Source organism: Hydrogenimonas cancrithermarum (assembly GCF_030296055.1).
GTDB lineage: Bacteria > Campylobacterota > Campylobacteria > Campylobacterales > Hydrogenimonadaceae > Hydrogenimonas > Hydrogenimonas cancrithermarum.
In genome coordinates, this window is the sequence record NZ_AP027370.1 from 614,440 (window position 1) to 629,716 (window position 15,277).

The 15,277-nt window shown below is 51.8% G+C and carries 12 protein-coding genes; 3 read left to right on the forward strand and 9 right to left on the reverse strand.

The window, feature by feature from the left end; translation table 11 throughout:
• Positions 1-64 precede the first annotated feature (64 nt).
• The 6 genes from ccsA to QUD54_RS03175 all read right to left on the reverse strand — a co-directional run bounded on the left by ccsA (position 65) and on the right by QUD54_RS03175 (position 11,113).
• Positions 65-3,205 (reverse strand): cytochrome c biogenesis protein, encoded by a 3,141-nt coding sequence (ccsA, locus tag QUD54_RS03150; protein ID WP_286337511.1) that lies wholly within the window; start codon positions 3,203-3,205, stop codon positions 65-67.
• 121 nt (positions 3,206-3,326) lie between these two features.
• On the reverse strand, positions 3,327-6,032 hold the full coding sequence (gene polA, locus QUD54_RS03155; RefSeq protein WP_286337512.1) for a DNA polymerase I: 2,706 nt from the start codon (positions 6,030-6,032) through the stop codon (positions 3,327-3,329).
• Complete coding sequence (locus QUD54_RS03160) at positions 6,013-6,831, reverse strand: HDOD domain-containing protein (protein ID WP_286337513.1); 819 nt, start codon at positions 6,829-6,831, stop codon at positions 6,013-6,015. Before QUD54_RS03160 ends, polA begins: the two co-directional genes overlap by 20 nt.
• A 74-nt stretch (positions 6,832-6,905) precedes the next feature.
• Positions 6,906-7,316, reverse strand: coding sequence for a hypothetical protein (locus QUD54_RS03165; RefSeq protein ID WP_286337514.1), 411 nt, complete (start codon positions 7,314-7,316; stop codon positions 6,906-6,908).
• Between the two features lie 154 nt (positions 7,317-7,470).
• A complete protein-coding gene (gene uvrA / locus QUD54_RS03170) occupies positions 7,471-10,305 on the reverse strand; it encodes an excinuclease ABC subunit UvrA (protein ID WP_406600569.1) in 2,835 nt (944 codons plus the stop codon).
• A gap of 64 nt (positions 10,306-10,369) precedes the next feature.
• On the reverse strand, positions 10,370-11,113 hold the full coding sequence (locus QUD54_RS03175; RefSeq protein WP_286337516.1) for a sulfite exporter TauE/SafE family protein: 744 nt from the start codon (positions 11,111-11,113) through the stop codon (positions 10,370-10,372).
• Positions 11,114-11,237: 124 nt separating this feature from the next.
• Between QUD54_RS03175 and QUD54_RS03180 the strand changes: the two genes are divergently transcribed.
• The 3 genes from QUD54_RS03180 to QUD54_RS03190 are packed head-to-tail and all read left to right on the forward strand — an operon-like array spanning position 11,238 to position 12,857.
• The gene (locus QUD54_RS03180) at positions 11,238-11,672 is read left to right on the forward strand and encodes a chemotaxis protein CheX (protein WP_286337517.1); all 435 of its coding nucleotides are present in this window, start codon (positions 11,238-11,240) and stop codon (positions 11,670-11,672) included.
• Entirely contained in the window at positions 11,665-11,979 is a 315-nt protein-coding gene (gene fliN, locus QUD54_RS03185) for a flagellar motor switch protein FliN (protein WP_286337518.1), read from the forward strand. The genes QUD54_RS03180 and fliN overlap by 8 nt, the downstream gene beginning before the upstream one ends.
• 2 nt (positions 11,980-11,981) lie before the next feature.
• Positions 11,982-12,857, forward strand: a complete 876-nt coding sequence (locus QUD54_RS03190; RefSeq protein WP_286337519.1) for a hypothetical protein — start codon at positions 11,982-11,984, stop codon at positions 12,855-12,857.
• 33 nt (positions 12,858-12,890) lie between these two features.
• Here QUD54_RS03190 and dusB read toward each other — a convergent pair whose 3' ends face one another.
• The 3 genes from dusB to dksA are packed head-to-tail and all read right to left on the reverse strand — an operon-like array spanning position 12,891 to position 15,255.
• Positions 12,891-13,850 carry a tRNA dihydrouridine synthase DusB gene (gene dusB, locus QUD54_RS03195; protein WP_286337520.1) on the reverse strand — a complete coding sequence of 320 codons (960 nt, stop codon included), beginning with the start codon at positions 13,848-13,850 and terminating at the stop codon, positions 12,891-12,893.
• Positions 13,851-13,857: 7 nt separating this feature from the next.
• The gene (locus QUD54_RS03200; protein ID WP_286337521.1) at positions 13,858-14,874 is read right to left on the reverse strand and encodes a hypothetical protein; all 1,017 of its coding nucleotides are present in this window, start codon (positions 14,872-14,874) and stop codon (positions 13,858-13,860) included.
• A 24-nt stretch (positions 14,875-14,898) separates the two neighbouring features.
• Positions 14,899-15,255, reverse strand: a complete 357-nt coding sequence (dksA, locus tag QUD54_RS03205) for an RNA polymerase-binding protein DksA (protein WP_286337522.1) — start codon at positions 15,253-15,255, stop codon at positions 14,899-14,901.
• Between the last annotated feature and the right edge of the window lie 22 nt (positions 15,256-15,277).

Here is a 15,277-nt window from a genome sequence, read left to right on the forward strand (position 1 = left end):
TCCGCCTGGGATGGAAGCTTCATTCTCATCGGACCGGAACCCACTCCTCCGGTCCTTCACGATTCTATTTGTTCGCTTTGTTCAGCGGCAGCAGTTCACGTTTTCGGTACGCCAGCACGATCGTAACGACCACCACACCAATCACATAATAGACAAACGTCGGGATCGGCACCGGGTCGCCTTTGGCGTAAGAGTGCATTCCCGAGAGATAGTAGTTGACGCCGAAGTAGGTCATGACGACAGAGCTGAATGCCAGCAAAGATGCGACATTGAAAGCGAAGACGCCGCGCATCGACTTGACGAAGCGGATATGGATAACGACGGCGTAGACAAGAATCGTCACGAGGGCCCATGTCTCTTTCGGATCCCATCCCCAGTAGCGCCCCCAGCTTTCGTTCGCCCAGACCCCACCCAGGAAGTTACCGACCGTCAGCAAGGCGAGGCCGAAGATAAGGCTCATTTCGTTGATATGGGTCAGTTCACGAATCGAGTATTCGATGTCGGCACGGTTTTCGCCGTGCTTGATGATATAGAGCCAGAGCGTAATGAAAGCCAGAAGGGCACCAAGGCCCAAAAAGCCGTAACTGGCGGTAATCAGCGATACATGGATCATCAGCCAGTAGGATTTGAGCACAGGCACGAGGTTGGTGATCTCCGGGTCGAGCCAGTTCAGATGTGCGACAAAAAGGATGAGACCGGAAAGGATTCCCGTCGCAGCCAACGTAATCGGTGACTTTTTGGAGAAGATAAACCCGGCCAGCAGTGTCGCCCATGCGATGTAGAGCATCGACTCATATCCGTTGCTCCATGGGGCATGGCCGGAGATATACCATCGCAGTCCCAATCCGAACGTATGCACGAAAAATCCGAAAATCAGCAGCGCCATCGCAATGCGCACCGGCCATTTGAGGTTGAATTTCGGCTTGATGATGTGGTAGATCGAAAGCATCAGAAGTATGAAGCCGATACCGAGATAAAGAGGTATGAGCTTCTGGAACGGCTTGTTTTTGTTCATCCAGAGTTCCGCTTCGATCCGTCCTTCCGTGGGGATTATCGCCGCACCGTAAAACTGCTGATACTGTTTGATCACCTCGAGTGCTTTGTCCGCTTTCTTCCAGTCGCCGTCCTTCAATGCGCTGTCGATATTGCTGAAATAGCTCGCCAGAATCGCCTGAACGAACTGGCCACTCTTCTCGTCGAAGTGCTTGATCGCATCGAGCGGAGCGTACCAACGGCCTGTCTTGTCTTTGGGGTTTGGAAAAATTCTCAAAAGCGATCCGGTAAAAGTCATATACATGACATTGACCCGCTCATCCACTTTCAGGATCTCCTTGTCGAGCGTACTACGCTCTGCCGGCCGCTTACGCGTGATCTCTTCAACCATTTTCCCGAGCTTGTAACTCTCCTTTTTCGAAAAATCGAAAAAATCATCGAATGCGGCATATTTGGCTTTCGAATCGATACCGAGAATCTTGTTAATCCCCGGAAGCGAAATCTTGACCATAGGAACTTTCTGCCACTGTTCCGGGCGGATAATCATTCCCAGGAATATCTGGTCCGCATCCAGACCGAAACGCTCCTCTTTGCGCGTCACCTTGCGCAGCACTTCACGCGCCAGTGTATCGATCGGTTCGATACGTCCCCCATTGTCCTGTACGAGCAAGCCGCCGAATTGCTCGGCGTGCGCTTTTTGAATAACCGGAAGATTGTACTTCTGGGCGGTTTCATCGGCATGCATCGGTGTCGGAAGCATCCATCCAAAGGCAAACACCGCGAAAAGCGGGGCACATTTTCTGGCAAGTTTCTGAAGGTCGCGAGCCCGGCGCATAAGCGTCTGGAATCGGCTCGAATAGGTGAGCATCGAACCGAACATACCGATTGCGAGCATCAGATAGCCAAGATAGGTCGGCCAGGTGCCGGGATCGTGATTGACGGACAAGATGGTTCCTTTTTCGTCCATGTCGTAAGAGGACTGGAAAAATCGATAACCGCGATAGTCGAGGACATGGTTCATATAGATTCTAAACGGCATCTCGACCTTTTTTTCCGGATCGACGACAACCACTTCGCTCGCATACGAGGAGGGGCTCATCGAACCGGGATAGCGTTCGAGCTGAAAATCGACCAGTTTGAGGGAAAAAGGGAGTTTGATGATTCTGGAACCGTAACTGACGGCGATATCCCATCCATCGAGCGAAACGTGCACCTCTTCTCCCGGTTGGCCTTTGCTGCCGTAAACGGTCACGATTTTTGAATCTTTGCCGAGCTTCAGTTTCAACTCCACCGCATCGAGCGAACTGCGCATCATCGGAGCGCCCGCCTTGGCTTCACTGCTGGCGATAATCACTTTTGCGTGCGGAAGCGCCTCTTTGATGACAAAATTGACACCGGAACCGCTGTAGAGATGGCGGGTCTGCAGTTCATGTTCTCCCTGGCTCACCATGCCGGAACTTCGGTCACTCATCTTCAGATACTGCAGTGCGAAGGGGAGTTTGGCTTTGAGTTCTCCCTTTTCCATTCGAATTTCGATAACGGGCTTGTCGCTCTGAACAGCCGCTTCGAAGGCGATGACGAACGCCGGAGTCTCATAGCTCTCTCCCGCCTTGAGTATCACCTGCTGCGGCTTCTCTCCCGATGCGATCATCATGGAAATGACCGGGCCGCCCTTCTCGTCCACGACAATCTTTTCAGCCGCGTTGGGAATGTATCGCAGCACTTCGAGCGTCAATGTCTCTTTGTCGAGCCGTATATCCTGAAGCATCCGGTTGCTTCCGATTTTCGAAAAGAGTACCGGTTTGGCGTAAACGAGGTGTTTTCCCTCTTTGGCCGCATCGATCTGGAGGTAGGTCCGGTCACTTATGATTTCGTTGCTTGCCGCACCTTCACGGATATGCATAATCCCTTCGAAACCGAAATAGCGGGTAATTCCGGCACCGACCAGTATGACGATGAAGGCGGCATGAAAGAGAAAGACAAGGCGTTTGCCGGGTCGCCACATACGGTAGCGGACGATATTGGAGACAAGGTTGACCGTGAGCAGAAGCAGAAGAAACTCGAACCATCGGGCGTTATAAACCAGTGCTTTGGCCGTTTGGGTTCCATAATCGTTTTCGATGAAGGTAGCGGTGCCGATCGAAAAGGCGAATATCAGCATCATTACGATGGCGCTATGCATCGAGAGAATGTAATCAGAGAGTTTTTTCATAAGCGGACTCCGGCATTTGGACACCCTTCAAAGCGTGGGATATCCATTAATAATGCCGTTATAGTAGCGTAATTGAAGAGGTTGTCGGGTAAAGTGTGTATTTAAACTGTCGAAACAAGTTTCACTTCAGCTCACTCCAACGGTACCCGATGTTGATACTCGTTTTCAAGGGCACATCGAGGGTTACCGTCTCCTCCATCATTTTGGAAAATCTGCCGGCCAACGCTTCCGCATCATCCGATTTTATCTCGAAAATTAATTCATCATGAATCTGGAGCAGAATCGCGGCATCGAGCGATTCCTCTTTGATTACCCGATGGATATTCAGCATTGCCATTTTGATCAGGTCGGCTGTACTCCCCTGAAAAACGGTATTTCCCGCTTCGCGAAGATAGGCGGCCAGCTGCATGGCGTTTGCATGTTCGAAATCGAAATATCGCCGGCGTCCCAGAAGGGTTTCGACATACCCCTGCTCCTTCGCCTTCGCTTCGATCGATTCGAGATATGCCTTGACGGTCGGGAACGACGCGAAGTAGTTTTCGATGATCGCTTTGGCCTCCTTGGTGGAAATACCCAGCGTCTGGGCCAGTTTGCGGCTTCCCATTCCATAGAGCAGGCCGAAGTTGACCGTTTTGGCGATATTTCGCTTCGCTTGCGCCTCTTCTGCCCCGAAAAGTTTGACCGCCGTCTCCATATGGATATCTTTGTTCTGCCGAAACGCTTCCGTCAAGACCGGGTCACCGGAAAAGTGCGCCAGAAAACGGAGTTCGATCTGCGAATAGTCGATGCCTGCCAGCAGATACCCCTCACTGGCGACAAACCCCTCGCGAATGCGCCTGCCCTCTTCCGTCTTCACCGGAATGTTCTGAAGATTCGGATTTTTGCTGCTCAGACGCCCGGTCGCCGTACCCGTCTGGATGAACGAAGTGTAGATCCGGTGTTTCGGATCTTTCCGTCCCAGTTTCAACAGCGGATCGATGTAGGTGCTCATCAGTTTGTGAAGTTCGCGATAGTCGAGAATTTTCTCGATGATCGGGTGTTCCCCTTTGAGCGTATCAAGGACCTTCTCGTTGGTGCTGTAACCGCCGGATTTGGTCTTTTTCCCGCCCGGAAGCCCAAGATGGGCGAAGAGAATCTCTCCCAGCTGTTTGGGAGAGTTGATGTTGAACTCGCGGCCCGCCAGAAGGTAGATCTGTGACGTCAGGCTCCCGAGACGCTCGGATATCTCCTCTTTCAGTTCTTCGAACCTTGCGATGTCGATCGCGATGCCGTGCCGCTCCATGCAGATGAGAAGGTTGACGAAGGGATACTCCACTTTGTGCGCCTCTTCGATCAGATGTTCCGCTCCCTGGAGTCGAAGCATTTCGGTCAGTTTGAAGTAGAGCCTGTAACTCATCCAGGCATCTTCAGCTGCATATTCCGTCGCCGACTCGATCGGAACGGTGCTGAAGTTCTCTCCCTTTTTAACCGTATCTTTGAATGCGACCATGTCGTGGTCGAAATAACGCAGCGCCAGACGATCGAGTCCGACGGCACCTTCCGGATCGACAAGCCACGCCAGCAGCATCGTGTCGGCGAACGGCTCCACTTCATCGAATCCGAAAACCTGATACACAAGTCCCAGGTCGAACTTCATATTGTGGCCGAAAAAACGCTTTTTCAGGAGGATTTCGAACGCTCTTTTCGCATCGCTCAGTGCGATCTGCCGACCGACGCCGAGATAATTGTGTGCGATCGGAACGTAGTAGGCTTTCGATTCGTCGAAACAGAAGCTGAAGCCGACCAGTGCGGCGCTTTTGGTGTCGAGCGCATCCGTTTCGGTATCGATCGCCACGGGAGTTTCGTCGTCGATCCCCTCCAGAATTTCGAAAAGCTTCCCGGCATCGTCGATCAAAACGGCCTCGAAGCTCTGCCTTTCCCTCTTCACCGGTGCCGAAGTTTCCCCCGTCTCTTTCCCGAGACGCCGCAGAATATTGCGAAGTTCATACCGCTTTAGTTCATCCCTGATCTTGAGCAGCGGATCGCTCGGTGGCATTCTGAACGCAGTCAGATCGCAGTTATCGAAAATGTCGTCCCGAAGCGTCACCAGCTCCCTGCTGCGGTAGGCGTCCGCTTTGTGCTCGATCAGAAGATTTCTGATCCGATCCGGCTTCACCTCATCGATATGGTCGTAGATCCCGTCGAGCGTGCCAAACTGCGTCAGCAGCTTGACGGCTGTTTTCGGACCGATCCCCGGTACACCCGGTACATTGTCCGAACTGTCCCCGATCAGCGCCTGGTAATCGGTGAACTGTTTCGGATGGATTCCATATTTCTGCACACAGGCATCTTCGTCGATCTCCACTTTTTTTATCGGGTCGAAGAGAACGACACGCCCGTCGTCGATGAGCTGGTAGAGATCTTTGTCGTGGCTTACGATGCGCACTCTGATCCCCTGTTCTTTGGCACACTTGACCATCGAAGCGATAACGTCATCCGCTTCGTAACCTTCCAGGCTCAGTTTGCTCAGCCCCATTTTCTCGATCCACTCGATCGCCACGGGAAGCTGCTGTTTCAGCTCAGGCGGCGCTTCGGGACGCTGCGCTTTGTAGTTCGGGTCGATCTTTTGACGGAAACTGGGGCCCGGTGCATCGAGCGCGAAAAGCAGATAGTCGGTCGGGTACTCTTTTTCGAGATTGTGGATCAGATTTGCGAAACCGGTCAACAGGCCGGTGGGAAAACCTTCGGAGTTTTTGAGTGGAGGAAGGGCGTAGAAGCTTCTGAAAAAGAAGCCAAAGGTATCGATAACGGTCAGTGTCTTCATACGGCTATCGGTTCCACCATTCATTCAAGTCGTTCAGTATGGAAGCGAGTTCCGCTTCGGGCAATCCCGCCTTGAGCGCCAGGTTCAAAGCCCGCTTTCGGCTTTTCTCACCCAGCGGATCCCGTACATTGACAGCTTCCGATGCGATCCGCAATACCCACGTGTCCTCTTTCGCATCCCCATCGGCCTGGTTCGGCATATCGGACCACCGGATAAGATCGGAGAAGTACGGATCGAAATCCCAATGCAGAAGCATCGCCGCACTCACTTCGGCAGTCGTCGCATCGATATAGTTTCTTTCGATTTCGCGAATATCCCAACCCGCTTCCAGTTCGGCCTTGAATGGGGCATCTTCCCCTTCTCTGAGCAATTCGTCGGAAATGACGATCTTCCCGATCTCCTGCAAAAGCGCCAGGAGTCTGATACGTTCCGCTTTGGAAGGATTGATCCGGGTCATCCATCGTTCCGCCAGCATGCTTTGGAACTGCGAAATTTTCGCAAACGTTTCGCTGCTCATACCATAGGGGTCGAGATTGGTACGCAGCATATTCCGTACCGAAAGGTTGATGACGAGATCTTTGACGCTCCGCATGCCCAGAAGAGAGACCGCCTGTTCTACACTGGTGATCTCTTTGCGTAGGCCGTAAAACGCAGAATTGAGAAGTTTCAACAGATCGGCGACGACCATCGGATCTTTTTCGACGATCGTGGCGATCTTTTTACTGCTTACATTGGGATCGAGATAGGCCTTTTCGATCTCCACAACCGTCTGGGGAAGCGGAGGAAGCGAACTTATCCGTTGAACCAATTGAGAATTCATCATAGATCTGCCTTAAAAAATTGGGATGTTTTTGGAAGTGGTTCAGTATAACAAATCGGAGTTTAAACGCCTCCCCCTCAGGAGCCGAATTTGACACTTTCCGAACGTGAGCGGCGCTTGGCCTTCTTTTTGGCCTGTTCACGGTTGAAGGAGAAAATGGCATAGATCGCCCAGGCAAGAAACATCGAAGCGAGTACTTCGTAACCGATCGCCCACATCATGAAAAACCCGATCACGTCGCCTTTTGCGATCACGGTGAAAAGATCGCTCAAACTCCCCTTCGCCGTAATTGCAAGCATGACGATCGTCCCGGTGACATAGGGTGCGAAGGTAAAATAGATTGCGGCTTTGATATAGGCGTATTTCGGATCACCGCCGACAAGATCGGCAACCGTGAGCTGTTGATGCAGAAAATCTCCGTGATTTTCATACATCAGCTCTTTGTATTTGGGCATCGATTTGTAAAATTTCGTTCTTTTTGCAGCCATAACTTTCACTTTCGTAAGGGTTGACCGGCCCGGAACCCGAAAATTTTAAATTCTGTATTGTCTTGTTATTGTAGCATAAACAACCAAGATGCCATTGAAACTGTCGCCCGAAAACCATGCTTTGAGGAAAAAACCTCGCCGCTCCAGTGAATTTTCACGATCGCTTCGTCGAGCCGGCTCGAAGCCCAAGCTCCTTGGCGAGAAACTCTCCGGTATAACTACCGCTTTTTTTATGGTTTTTCGCAACCTCTTCCGGTGTTCCGGTTGCAACGATCCGACCCCCTTTGTTCCCCCCTTCTGGTCCCATATCGATGATATAGTCGGCATTTTTGACCATATCGAGGTTATGTTCGATCACCAGCACACTGTTGCCGAGATCGGTCAAATGGTGCAGCACCTTCGTCAGGCGGTCGACATCGGCGAAGTGCAGCCCCGTCGTCGGTTCGTCGAGAATGTAGAGGGTATTGCCCGTATCGCGGCGGCTTAGCTCTTTGGCGAGCTTGATGCGCTGTGCCTCTCCGCCCGAGAGCGTTACAGCGTTTTGCCCCAGCGTGATGTAGCCGAGCCCGACATCCTGCAGCGTCTTGAGCTTGGTGAAGATCTTCGGGATATGCTCGAAAAAATGAAGCGCCTCGTCGACGCTCATCGCCAGCACGTCGGCGATGTTTTTTCCCTTGTAGGTGATCTCCAGCGTCTGAGGATTGTAGCGCTTGCCCTTGCAGGCGTCGCATTTGACCATGATGTCGGGCAGAAAGTGCATCTCGATCTTGATCTCCCCTTCCCCCTGGCACTTCTCACAGCGCCCCCCTTTGACATTGAAGCTGAAACGTCCCGGCTTGTAGCCGCGGATCTGGGCCTCTTTGGTCTTGACGAAGAGCTGACGGATCTCATCCATCACACCGGTATAGGTGGCGGGATTGGAGCGTGGCGTACGGCCAATGGGACTCTGGTCGAGGTAGATCACCTTGTCGAGGTTCTCGAGCCCCACAATCTCCACCCCATCGACTTTGTGCACCTTCTTGGCACGGTTGAGAATCTCTTTGGCCGTCGGCAGGAGTGTCTGCAGAATCAAAGAGCTCTTCCCGCTGCCGCTGACACCCGTGATACAGACGAAGTTGCGCAACGGAATCGACGCCTTGAGGTTTTCGATATTGTTGATCGTTACGTTTTTGATCTCGAGCCACTCCTTCTGGGGCCTGCGGTGGAAATATTCGATCTTCTTGCGCCCGGTCAGGTACTGTGCCGTCAGCGTATCGGCTTTTCGCAGCGCTTCGAGCGTCCCGGCGAAGATGATCTCCCCACCGAATTTTCCGGCACCAGGCCCGATGTCGACGATGAAGTCGGCCGCTTCGATCGTCTCCTTGTCATGCTCGACGACGATAACGCTGTTGCCCTTCTGCTGTAACGACTTGAGCGTACGGATGAGCTTCTGGGTGTCGCGCTCGTGTAGCCCGATACTCGGTTCGTCCAGCACATACATCACCCCCGTCAGTCCACTTCCGATCTGGCTTGCGATGCGAATACGCTGCGCCTCGCCGCCGCTGATGGTCCTGGCATCCCGTCCGAGCGTCAGATACCCGAGCCCGACGTCGTAAAGAAAGAAGAGGCGTTCTTGAATCTCTTTGAGAATCGGTGCGGCGATCATCCGCTGCTGCTCGCTCAGGTCGGCGAAACTCGCTTCTTCGTGGAAAAAGTCGTAACACGCTTCAATCGGCATGTCGATGATCTCCGCGATCGTCTTGCCACCGACACGAACGGCCAGCGATTCCGGCTTCAAACGGTGGCCGCCACAGCTGTCACACACCTTCTCGGTCATATAGTCGCCAAACTCCTTGTCGTCTTTGAGCATGTCGTAGGAGATTTTGACGATGCCGGGCCAGACCCGCTCGAGACGGTGGCGTTTCCAGGTGAACTTCACTTTGTCCGGCGTGCCGTAGAGAATCTGCTTCTGCTGATGCGGCTCGAGCTCCTCGTAAGGGGTGTCGATGTCGATCCCGACCGTTTCGCAGAAGGCTTTGAGAAACCCGAAATAGTATCCCTTGTTGAAACCGTAGAGCGTCTTGACGGCTCCTTCGCCGATGCTCAGATGCGGATCTATCACACGGCTCAGGTCGAGTGTATAGCGAAGCCCCAGGCCGTCACAGGTCGGACAGGCTCCCTTGGGGGAGTTGAACGAAAAGCTCAGGGGCTCGAGGGGATCGAAACTCACTTTGCAGTGAAAACATGCCAGATGCTCACTGTAGTGAATCAGTGGCGGCGTATCCATCTCCTCGTGGTTGAGCACTTCGATCTCGACTTCGCCGTAGCTCTCGTTCAGCGCTTTTTCTATGTCCTGTGCGATCCGCTCTTTGGACCCCTCCTTGACGGCCACGCGGTCGATCACCGCTTTGATCGTATGTTTTTTGGTTTTGGAAAGTTCCACATCCTCGTCCAGTCGAACCATCACACCGTCGATGTGGGCACGCACGTATCCCTTGTGGCGAAGCGACTCGACGAGATCGGCGAAAGTTCCCTTCTTTTCGCGCACCAGCGGTGCCATGATCACCAGCTTCGCCCCTTCGGGGAGTTTCAGTACCTGGTCGATAATGTCGCTTGCGCTCATCTGCGAAATGGGACGGCCGCATAGATGGCAGTACTGCTTGCCCACACGGGCGAAAAGAAGACGCAGGTAGTCGTAGATTTCGGTGATGGTTCCCACCGTCGAGCGCGGGTTTTTGGAGGTGGTCTTCTGATCGATCGCAATAGCGGGTGTCAGCCCCTCTATCTTGTCGACGTCCGGCTTGCCGACTCGGTCCAGAAACTGTCTCGCGTACGACGAAAGCGACTCGATGTAGCGACGCTGCCCTTCGGCATAGAGGGTATCGAACGCCAGCGTACTCTTTCCGCTGCCGCTGAGGCCTGTAAAGACGACCAGTTTGTTTTTCGGTATCTCAAGATTGATTGATTTGAGGTTGTTCTCCCTCGCCCCGAAAATTTTTATCTTATCCAATGGCGCATGCTCCTGCATTCATTTTTGCGTACGGTATACCATAAGTTTCGTTTAAGGTCAAGGCTCAAAGCCCAAGAAGTTTCTTCATCATCAGTACGAGGATGATCACATAGAGAACGATCAGCGCGTTCTTGTGCTTCTTGTTTCCGGTCTTTCCGGCCAGCCAGATCCCCGCCTGCACACCGAAAAGAGATGCGACACCGATCAAAAAGCCGTGCCAGTAGTCGATCTGTCCGGCGATGGAGAGGCTGATGAAACCGGAGACCGACGAAAAAACGACGAAAAAGAGGCCTGCAGAGACCGCCTTTTTCAGCGGATAGTGTAAAAACCCCACCAGTATCGGCGTCAGAAGGATCGATCCGCCGATTCCCATCGAGATGGCGAAAAGTCCTATCACGGCACCGACACTCACGAGAATGGAAGGCGAGAGATCGTGCCCGGCTTCGACATCGACATGTGCCGGCGCTTTGAAGAAACGGTAGAGCGCAAAGCCCACGACACCGACGAAAGCGACCTCGAGCACGATTTCGGGAACCGTCTTGACGAGCCATCCGCTTCCGAGCGCTCCTGCAAAACCGCCGAGCCCAAGGACGAGCCCCTCTTTGAGATTGAGATGTCCCTTTTTGTGGTTGAGCCAGGAGCCATAAAGTGAGCTGAAGACCATCTGCATCACCGAAATTCCGATGGCGGTTTTGATGTCGAACCCAAGCATGATGAGTGCCGGTACGAGCATCGTACCTCCGCCAATACCGAAAAATCCGGACATTCCCCCGATGACAACGCCTACAATGACAAGCAAAATCTCCATGTGCACCCTCTGGAAAAAGTCGCCTATTATACTGAAATCGGCTTGAATCGGCTTATACCATTAATGCGTAATTTAAAATTTTTATCCTATAATCAATAGATTTCCTGCGATTATAAACTGACGAATGAAAAGGGCACGCTTGAACGAACTATTGCAAACTGCGATGATGGAAGTTTTCAGCCAAACCTTCGGACTCGAGCTTCAGCCTTGCGAAGCTCCACCGGCGGAAGATGGTTATACGGCAGAAATACCGTTCAGTGACGGAAGAGAGAGCTTTTCGGCCGCTGTCTGGGTTCAGAAGCCCATCCTGAGAAGATTGGCGAATCTGTTGCTGTTCGAGGAGGATCCCGATGAAGAGACACTTCGGGACCTCACATCGGAGCTGGCAAATTTCATTGTGGGCCATGCGAAGATGGCCGCCAGTGACAAAAACCTTCCATATTCGATCGAGACACCCAGATTTTCGGGCATAAAACCATTGGAACAGTCAGATCGTACGCTGCTGTACGAATTCGAAAATCAATGCGTTGCGCTGCAGATAAAGGGTCTGAATGGGTGAAGCGGAAAAAAATGGAAAAGAGGAGAAAGAGATCAAGCTCTTCGATTTCGAACGGCTTCTCGATATCGAGGTGGAGATCACATCCTATCTTGGGGAGACGGAACTGACATTGAACGATATTCTCCACCTCAACGTCGGATCGGTCATCGATCTTCAGAAGCCTGCGGGAGAGAGTGTCGAAACCTATGTCAACGGAAGGATTATCGGAAAAGGGGAAGTGATGGTATACGAACAGAACCTGGCGATCCGAATCAACGAAATTCTCGATGCGGATGCCGTTATCTATTACCTTTCGAAAGAGAAGTGACCATGCGGATCTTTTTACTGATCATTCTTCTCATCCACTCCGCCGTCGGTGCTCTTTTGCTGAACGAAAACCTCTACGAGCGTAACAACCGTATCGATCTCATGCTTTCGTTCGATACCCCTTTCTCGGGTACTATAAAGAAAAAAAGAGAATCGGACGGAACGATCGATATCCTTCTAAACGGAATCGAGGTTCAAAAACCGTTTCGGGAAAATGTTCAAAACAGTTTCGTCGAATCGATCGCACTCATCAAATCGGGCCCGCATACGGCACTGATAAAGATCGTTCCTCTGCAGAAGCCTCTTCAAGTCGAGGCATCCAAAACGATCGACGGATTCGGCCTGAGGCTTCGCATAACACCCACAGCCGAATCGTCGAAAAGTCTCTCCGCTTTGCCGGCCGCAGCGATATCGGATAGGCCCAAAACGGCAAAACCGCTCAACACACTTCAATCTTCACAGACACTTCCCGGTTGGCGATACTGGAGTGTTTTGGCCATTCTTTTGCTTCTGCTAATCGTTTTGTGGATCGTCAAAAAACGCAGCACCGGCACACTTTCGGGAAAGAGCGGCTGGCTGATGCCCAAAGCCGGGCTGCCTGGAAATCTGCCCGAAGAGGCGGTCGTTCGCTATCAAAAAGTACTGGACCCCCACAACAGGCTCCTTCTGCTCGAATTCGGCGGCAAACAGTATCTGATGGTCGTCGGCAACAGTAACCTGCTTCTCGATACGTTTGTCGAGGGTAAGATCGAAGATGCCGATACATTTTCTCAGATGTTCGAAGCCAACAAAAAACAGCTCGATAACTTTTTGAAAGAGAACCATCCCGATGCCTACGAAGCGTTCAAAGCCAACGCAAGCAAAGAGGAACACCTCTAAACGACGGATGGATGGTGGTGCATCTGCGTACCGTCAGTGAATCAGGAGATTTGATGGGTTGAAGAAAGTTTCGACCAGTTCCCGCATTTCGCTTGGCTCCGAAATGCGGTTGACTTTGTCTCTGAACTCCGAAGCGCCTTTGTAGCCCGCTTTGGAGTAAGTGTGCAGGTGTTTGCGGAACAGTACGGCACCGTAGTCTCCGTAAAATTTTATCATCTGGTCGAAATGTTCGAGGATGATCTTGCGCTTCAGCCCTGGATCGATCTCTTTTTCGCCATGTTTGAGCTGATAGAATATCCAAGGATTCCCAACGGCTCCACGGCCGATCATCACACCATCGGCTCCGGTGAACTCCAGAACCCACTGCGCCTTTGCATAACTCGTGATATCGCCATTGGCGATAACGGGAATCGAAACCGCCTCTTTGATCTGCCGGATCGCGTCGTAATCGACCTCGCTTTTGAATTTTCCTGCACGTGTCCGCCCATGCACGGCGATGAAATCGGCACCGCTTGCCTCACACACTTTGGCGATTTCGACCGGCCGTTTCTCCTGAAAACCGATTCGTATCTTGACACTCGTAAGCGGCTTGTTCGAAGTCTCCTTGATCGTCCGGATGATATTCCCCATCTTCTCCAAGTCCTGCAGCAGAGAACTTCCCGACCCATGTGAAACGATCTTGGGGACCGGGCAACCGCAGTTGAGATCGACGATATCGATCCCGTCAATGGTGTTGAGAATCTCGACAGCCCCTTTGACAATCGACTCCTCCGCTCCAGCGATCTGAACCGAATAGGGTCTCTCGAGGGGACTCTTTTCGATCATCTTGAGACTCTTTTTGCTGTTGTGCACCAATGCGTTCGAACTGATCATTTCGCTGACGGTCAGATCGGCACCGAACCTTTTGACCACACTGCGAAACGGAAGGTCGGTCAACCCCGCCAACGGAGCCAGAACGTAGAGAGGCTTTGAAAAATCCAGAAGAGGTTTCATCCTATCCTTAACACTGTTGCAGAAGCAAGTCGATCGGATAGTGCTTGCCCGCCCTGCGCAGATCCAGAAAGGCTTTAAAATCCAGATACTCCCCGCGCTGCGTATCTTCGAGCAGTTCGTTCGCCTTGTCGAGCATTTCGAATTCGATCAATGTAAAGATGTAGGCTTTGAATACTTTTTCATCCTGTGCCACAAGCTTTTCGAATAGAGCCAGAAGTTCGTGCGGCGTATAGAGTTTGCTGAGTTTGCGAGAAATCAGCAGATAATCGCAATCTGTAGGATTGTTCCGTGTCAACAGTTTTTCAATCATATTGAGCGAAATACGCTCTTTCTCTTCCCGAGCCTCCATCGTATCGAGCAGATGCATCAGGACACCCATATCGACAAACTGCGCATACTTCTCGAGCTGCTGCTCATTCGCCTTTTCGACAAAAAGGCGGATCGCTTCATGGACGACTTTTGGATCGTAAGATTCCGATTTGCGAAGAATCTCTTCGGCCCGCTCCGGCTCATGCTTGAGAAAGTTGAGCCAGTTCTGGATGACATACGGATTGGACTTTTCGAGTCCCATCTTTTTGAGGTCCACGAATTCTCCATGCTTGATCGCGATAATCAGATCGATCGCATCGCGGATATGCTCATTGCATCTTTTTTTATCCACTTTTGTAAAATCGTCGCATCCCGTATCAAGAACGACTCCGATTTTCCGGATCTCTTTGTCGGTATAATTGTGCTTCTTGGGAGATTTGAGAATATCCCAGTAGAGCGCATCGGCGAGTTTGTGGATATCACGGGCGATACGTTTTTTGCTCAGATAACCCTTGAATCCGTAATAGAGCATATGGAAAAATGATGCCAGATAGAGAAGAATCATCGGTATGACGATCCATACCGCAATCGGCAGCGAGACGTTCACACCCAGCAACTCGAGGCTGTAGGTACCCGGTGAGACCACTTTGTAGACATAGATGCCCACTGCGGCAATCAAAAAGATAGAAGCCAGCGTGTAACGTTTCAGATGCATGATTATTCTCCTTCTTATCCTCGCTTATGCAGGACTTTTTTCCGCGATTTGCCTGCATGTGATGCAGTACTTCGCAAAAGGCTTGACCTTGAGTCTCTGCATACCGATCGGCTCCTCGCACATTTCACAGACGCCGAAGGTGCCGTGCTGGATTTTTGCCAACGCCTCGTCGATCTCTTCCAGCTCTCTTTGCTGTGCCGAAAGAATCTCCTCGTTGATCATGTTATCCGTCGATACCGAAGCGAAATCGCCTTCATCCATCACGTCGTGATTGCGATGAAGTTCGTCCAGCTCTTTCGAACTTCCGCTGATATTTTTCAGTATCTGAGCCCGGCGCTCTTCAAGCATATGCTTGAAGTACCTGATATCGTTCTCCCTCAAACCCTACTCCTTGATAAAAATT

Bases quoted from the DNA above. Each gene is read 5' to 3' on its own strand.
- QUD54_RS03180 (WP_286337517.1), top strand. From the start codon at position 11,238: ATGAAAAGGGCACGCTTGAACGAACTATTGCAAACTGCGATGATGGAA.
- QUD54_RS03165 (WP_286337514.1), bottom strand. From the start codon at position 7,316: ATGGCTGCAAAAAGAACGAAATTTTACAAATCGATGCCCAAATACAAA.
- fliN (WP_286337518.1), top strand. From the start codon at position 11,665: ATGGGTGAAGCGGAAAAAAATGGAAAAGAGGAGAAAGAGATCAAGCTC.
- QUD54_RS03175 (WP_286337516.1), bottom strand. From the start codon at position 11,113: ATGGAGATTTTGCTTGTCATTGTAGGCGTTGTCATCGGGGGAATGTCC.
- QUD54_RS03200 (WP_286337521.1), bottom strand. From the start codon at position 14,874: ATGCATCTGAAACGTTACACGCTGGCTTCTATCTTTTTGATTGCCGCA.
- dusB (WP_286337520.1), bottom strand. From the start codon at position 13,850: ATGAAACCTCTTCTGGATTTTTCAAAGCCTCTCTACGTTCTGGCTCCG.
- QUD54_RS03190 (WP_286337519.1), top strand. From the start codon at position 11,982: ATGCGGATCTTTTTACTGATCATTCTTCTCATCCACTCCGCCGTCGGT.
- ccsA (WP_286337511.1), bottom strand. From the start codon at position 3,205: ATGAAAAAACTCTCTGATTACATTCTCTCGATGCATAGCGCCATCGTA.
- polA (WP_286337512.1), bottom strand. From the start codon at position 6,032: ATGAATGGTGGAACCGATAGCCGTATGAAGACACTGACCGTTATCGAT.
- QUD54_RS03160 (WP_286337513.1), bottom strand. From the start codon at position 6,831: ATGATGAATTCTCAATTGGTTCAACGGATAAGTTCGCTTCCTCCGCTT.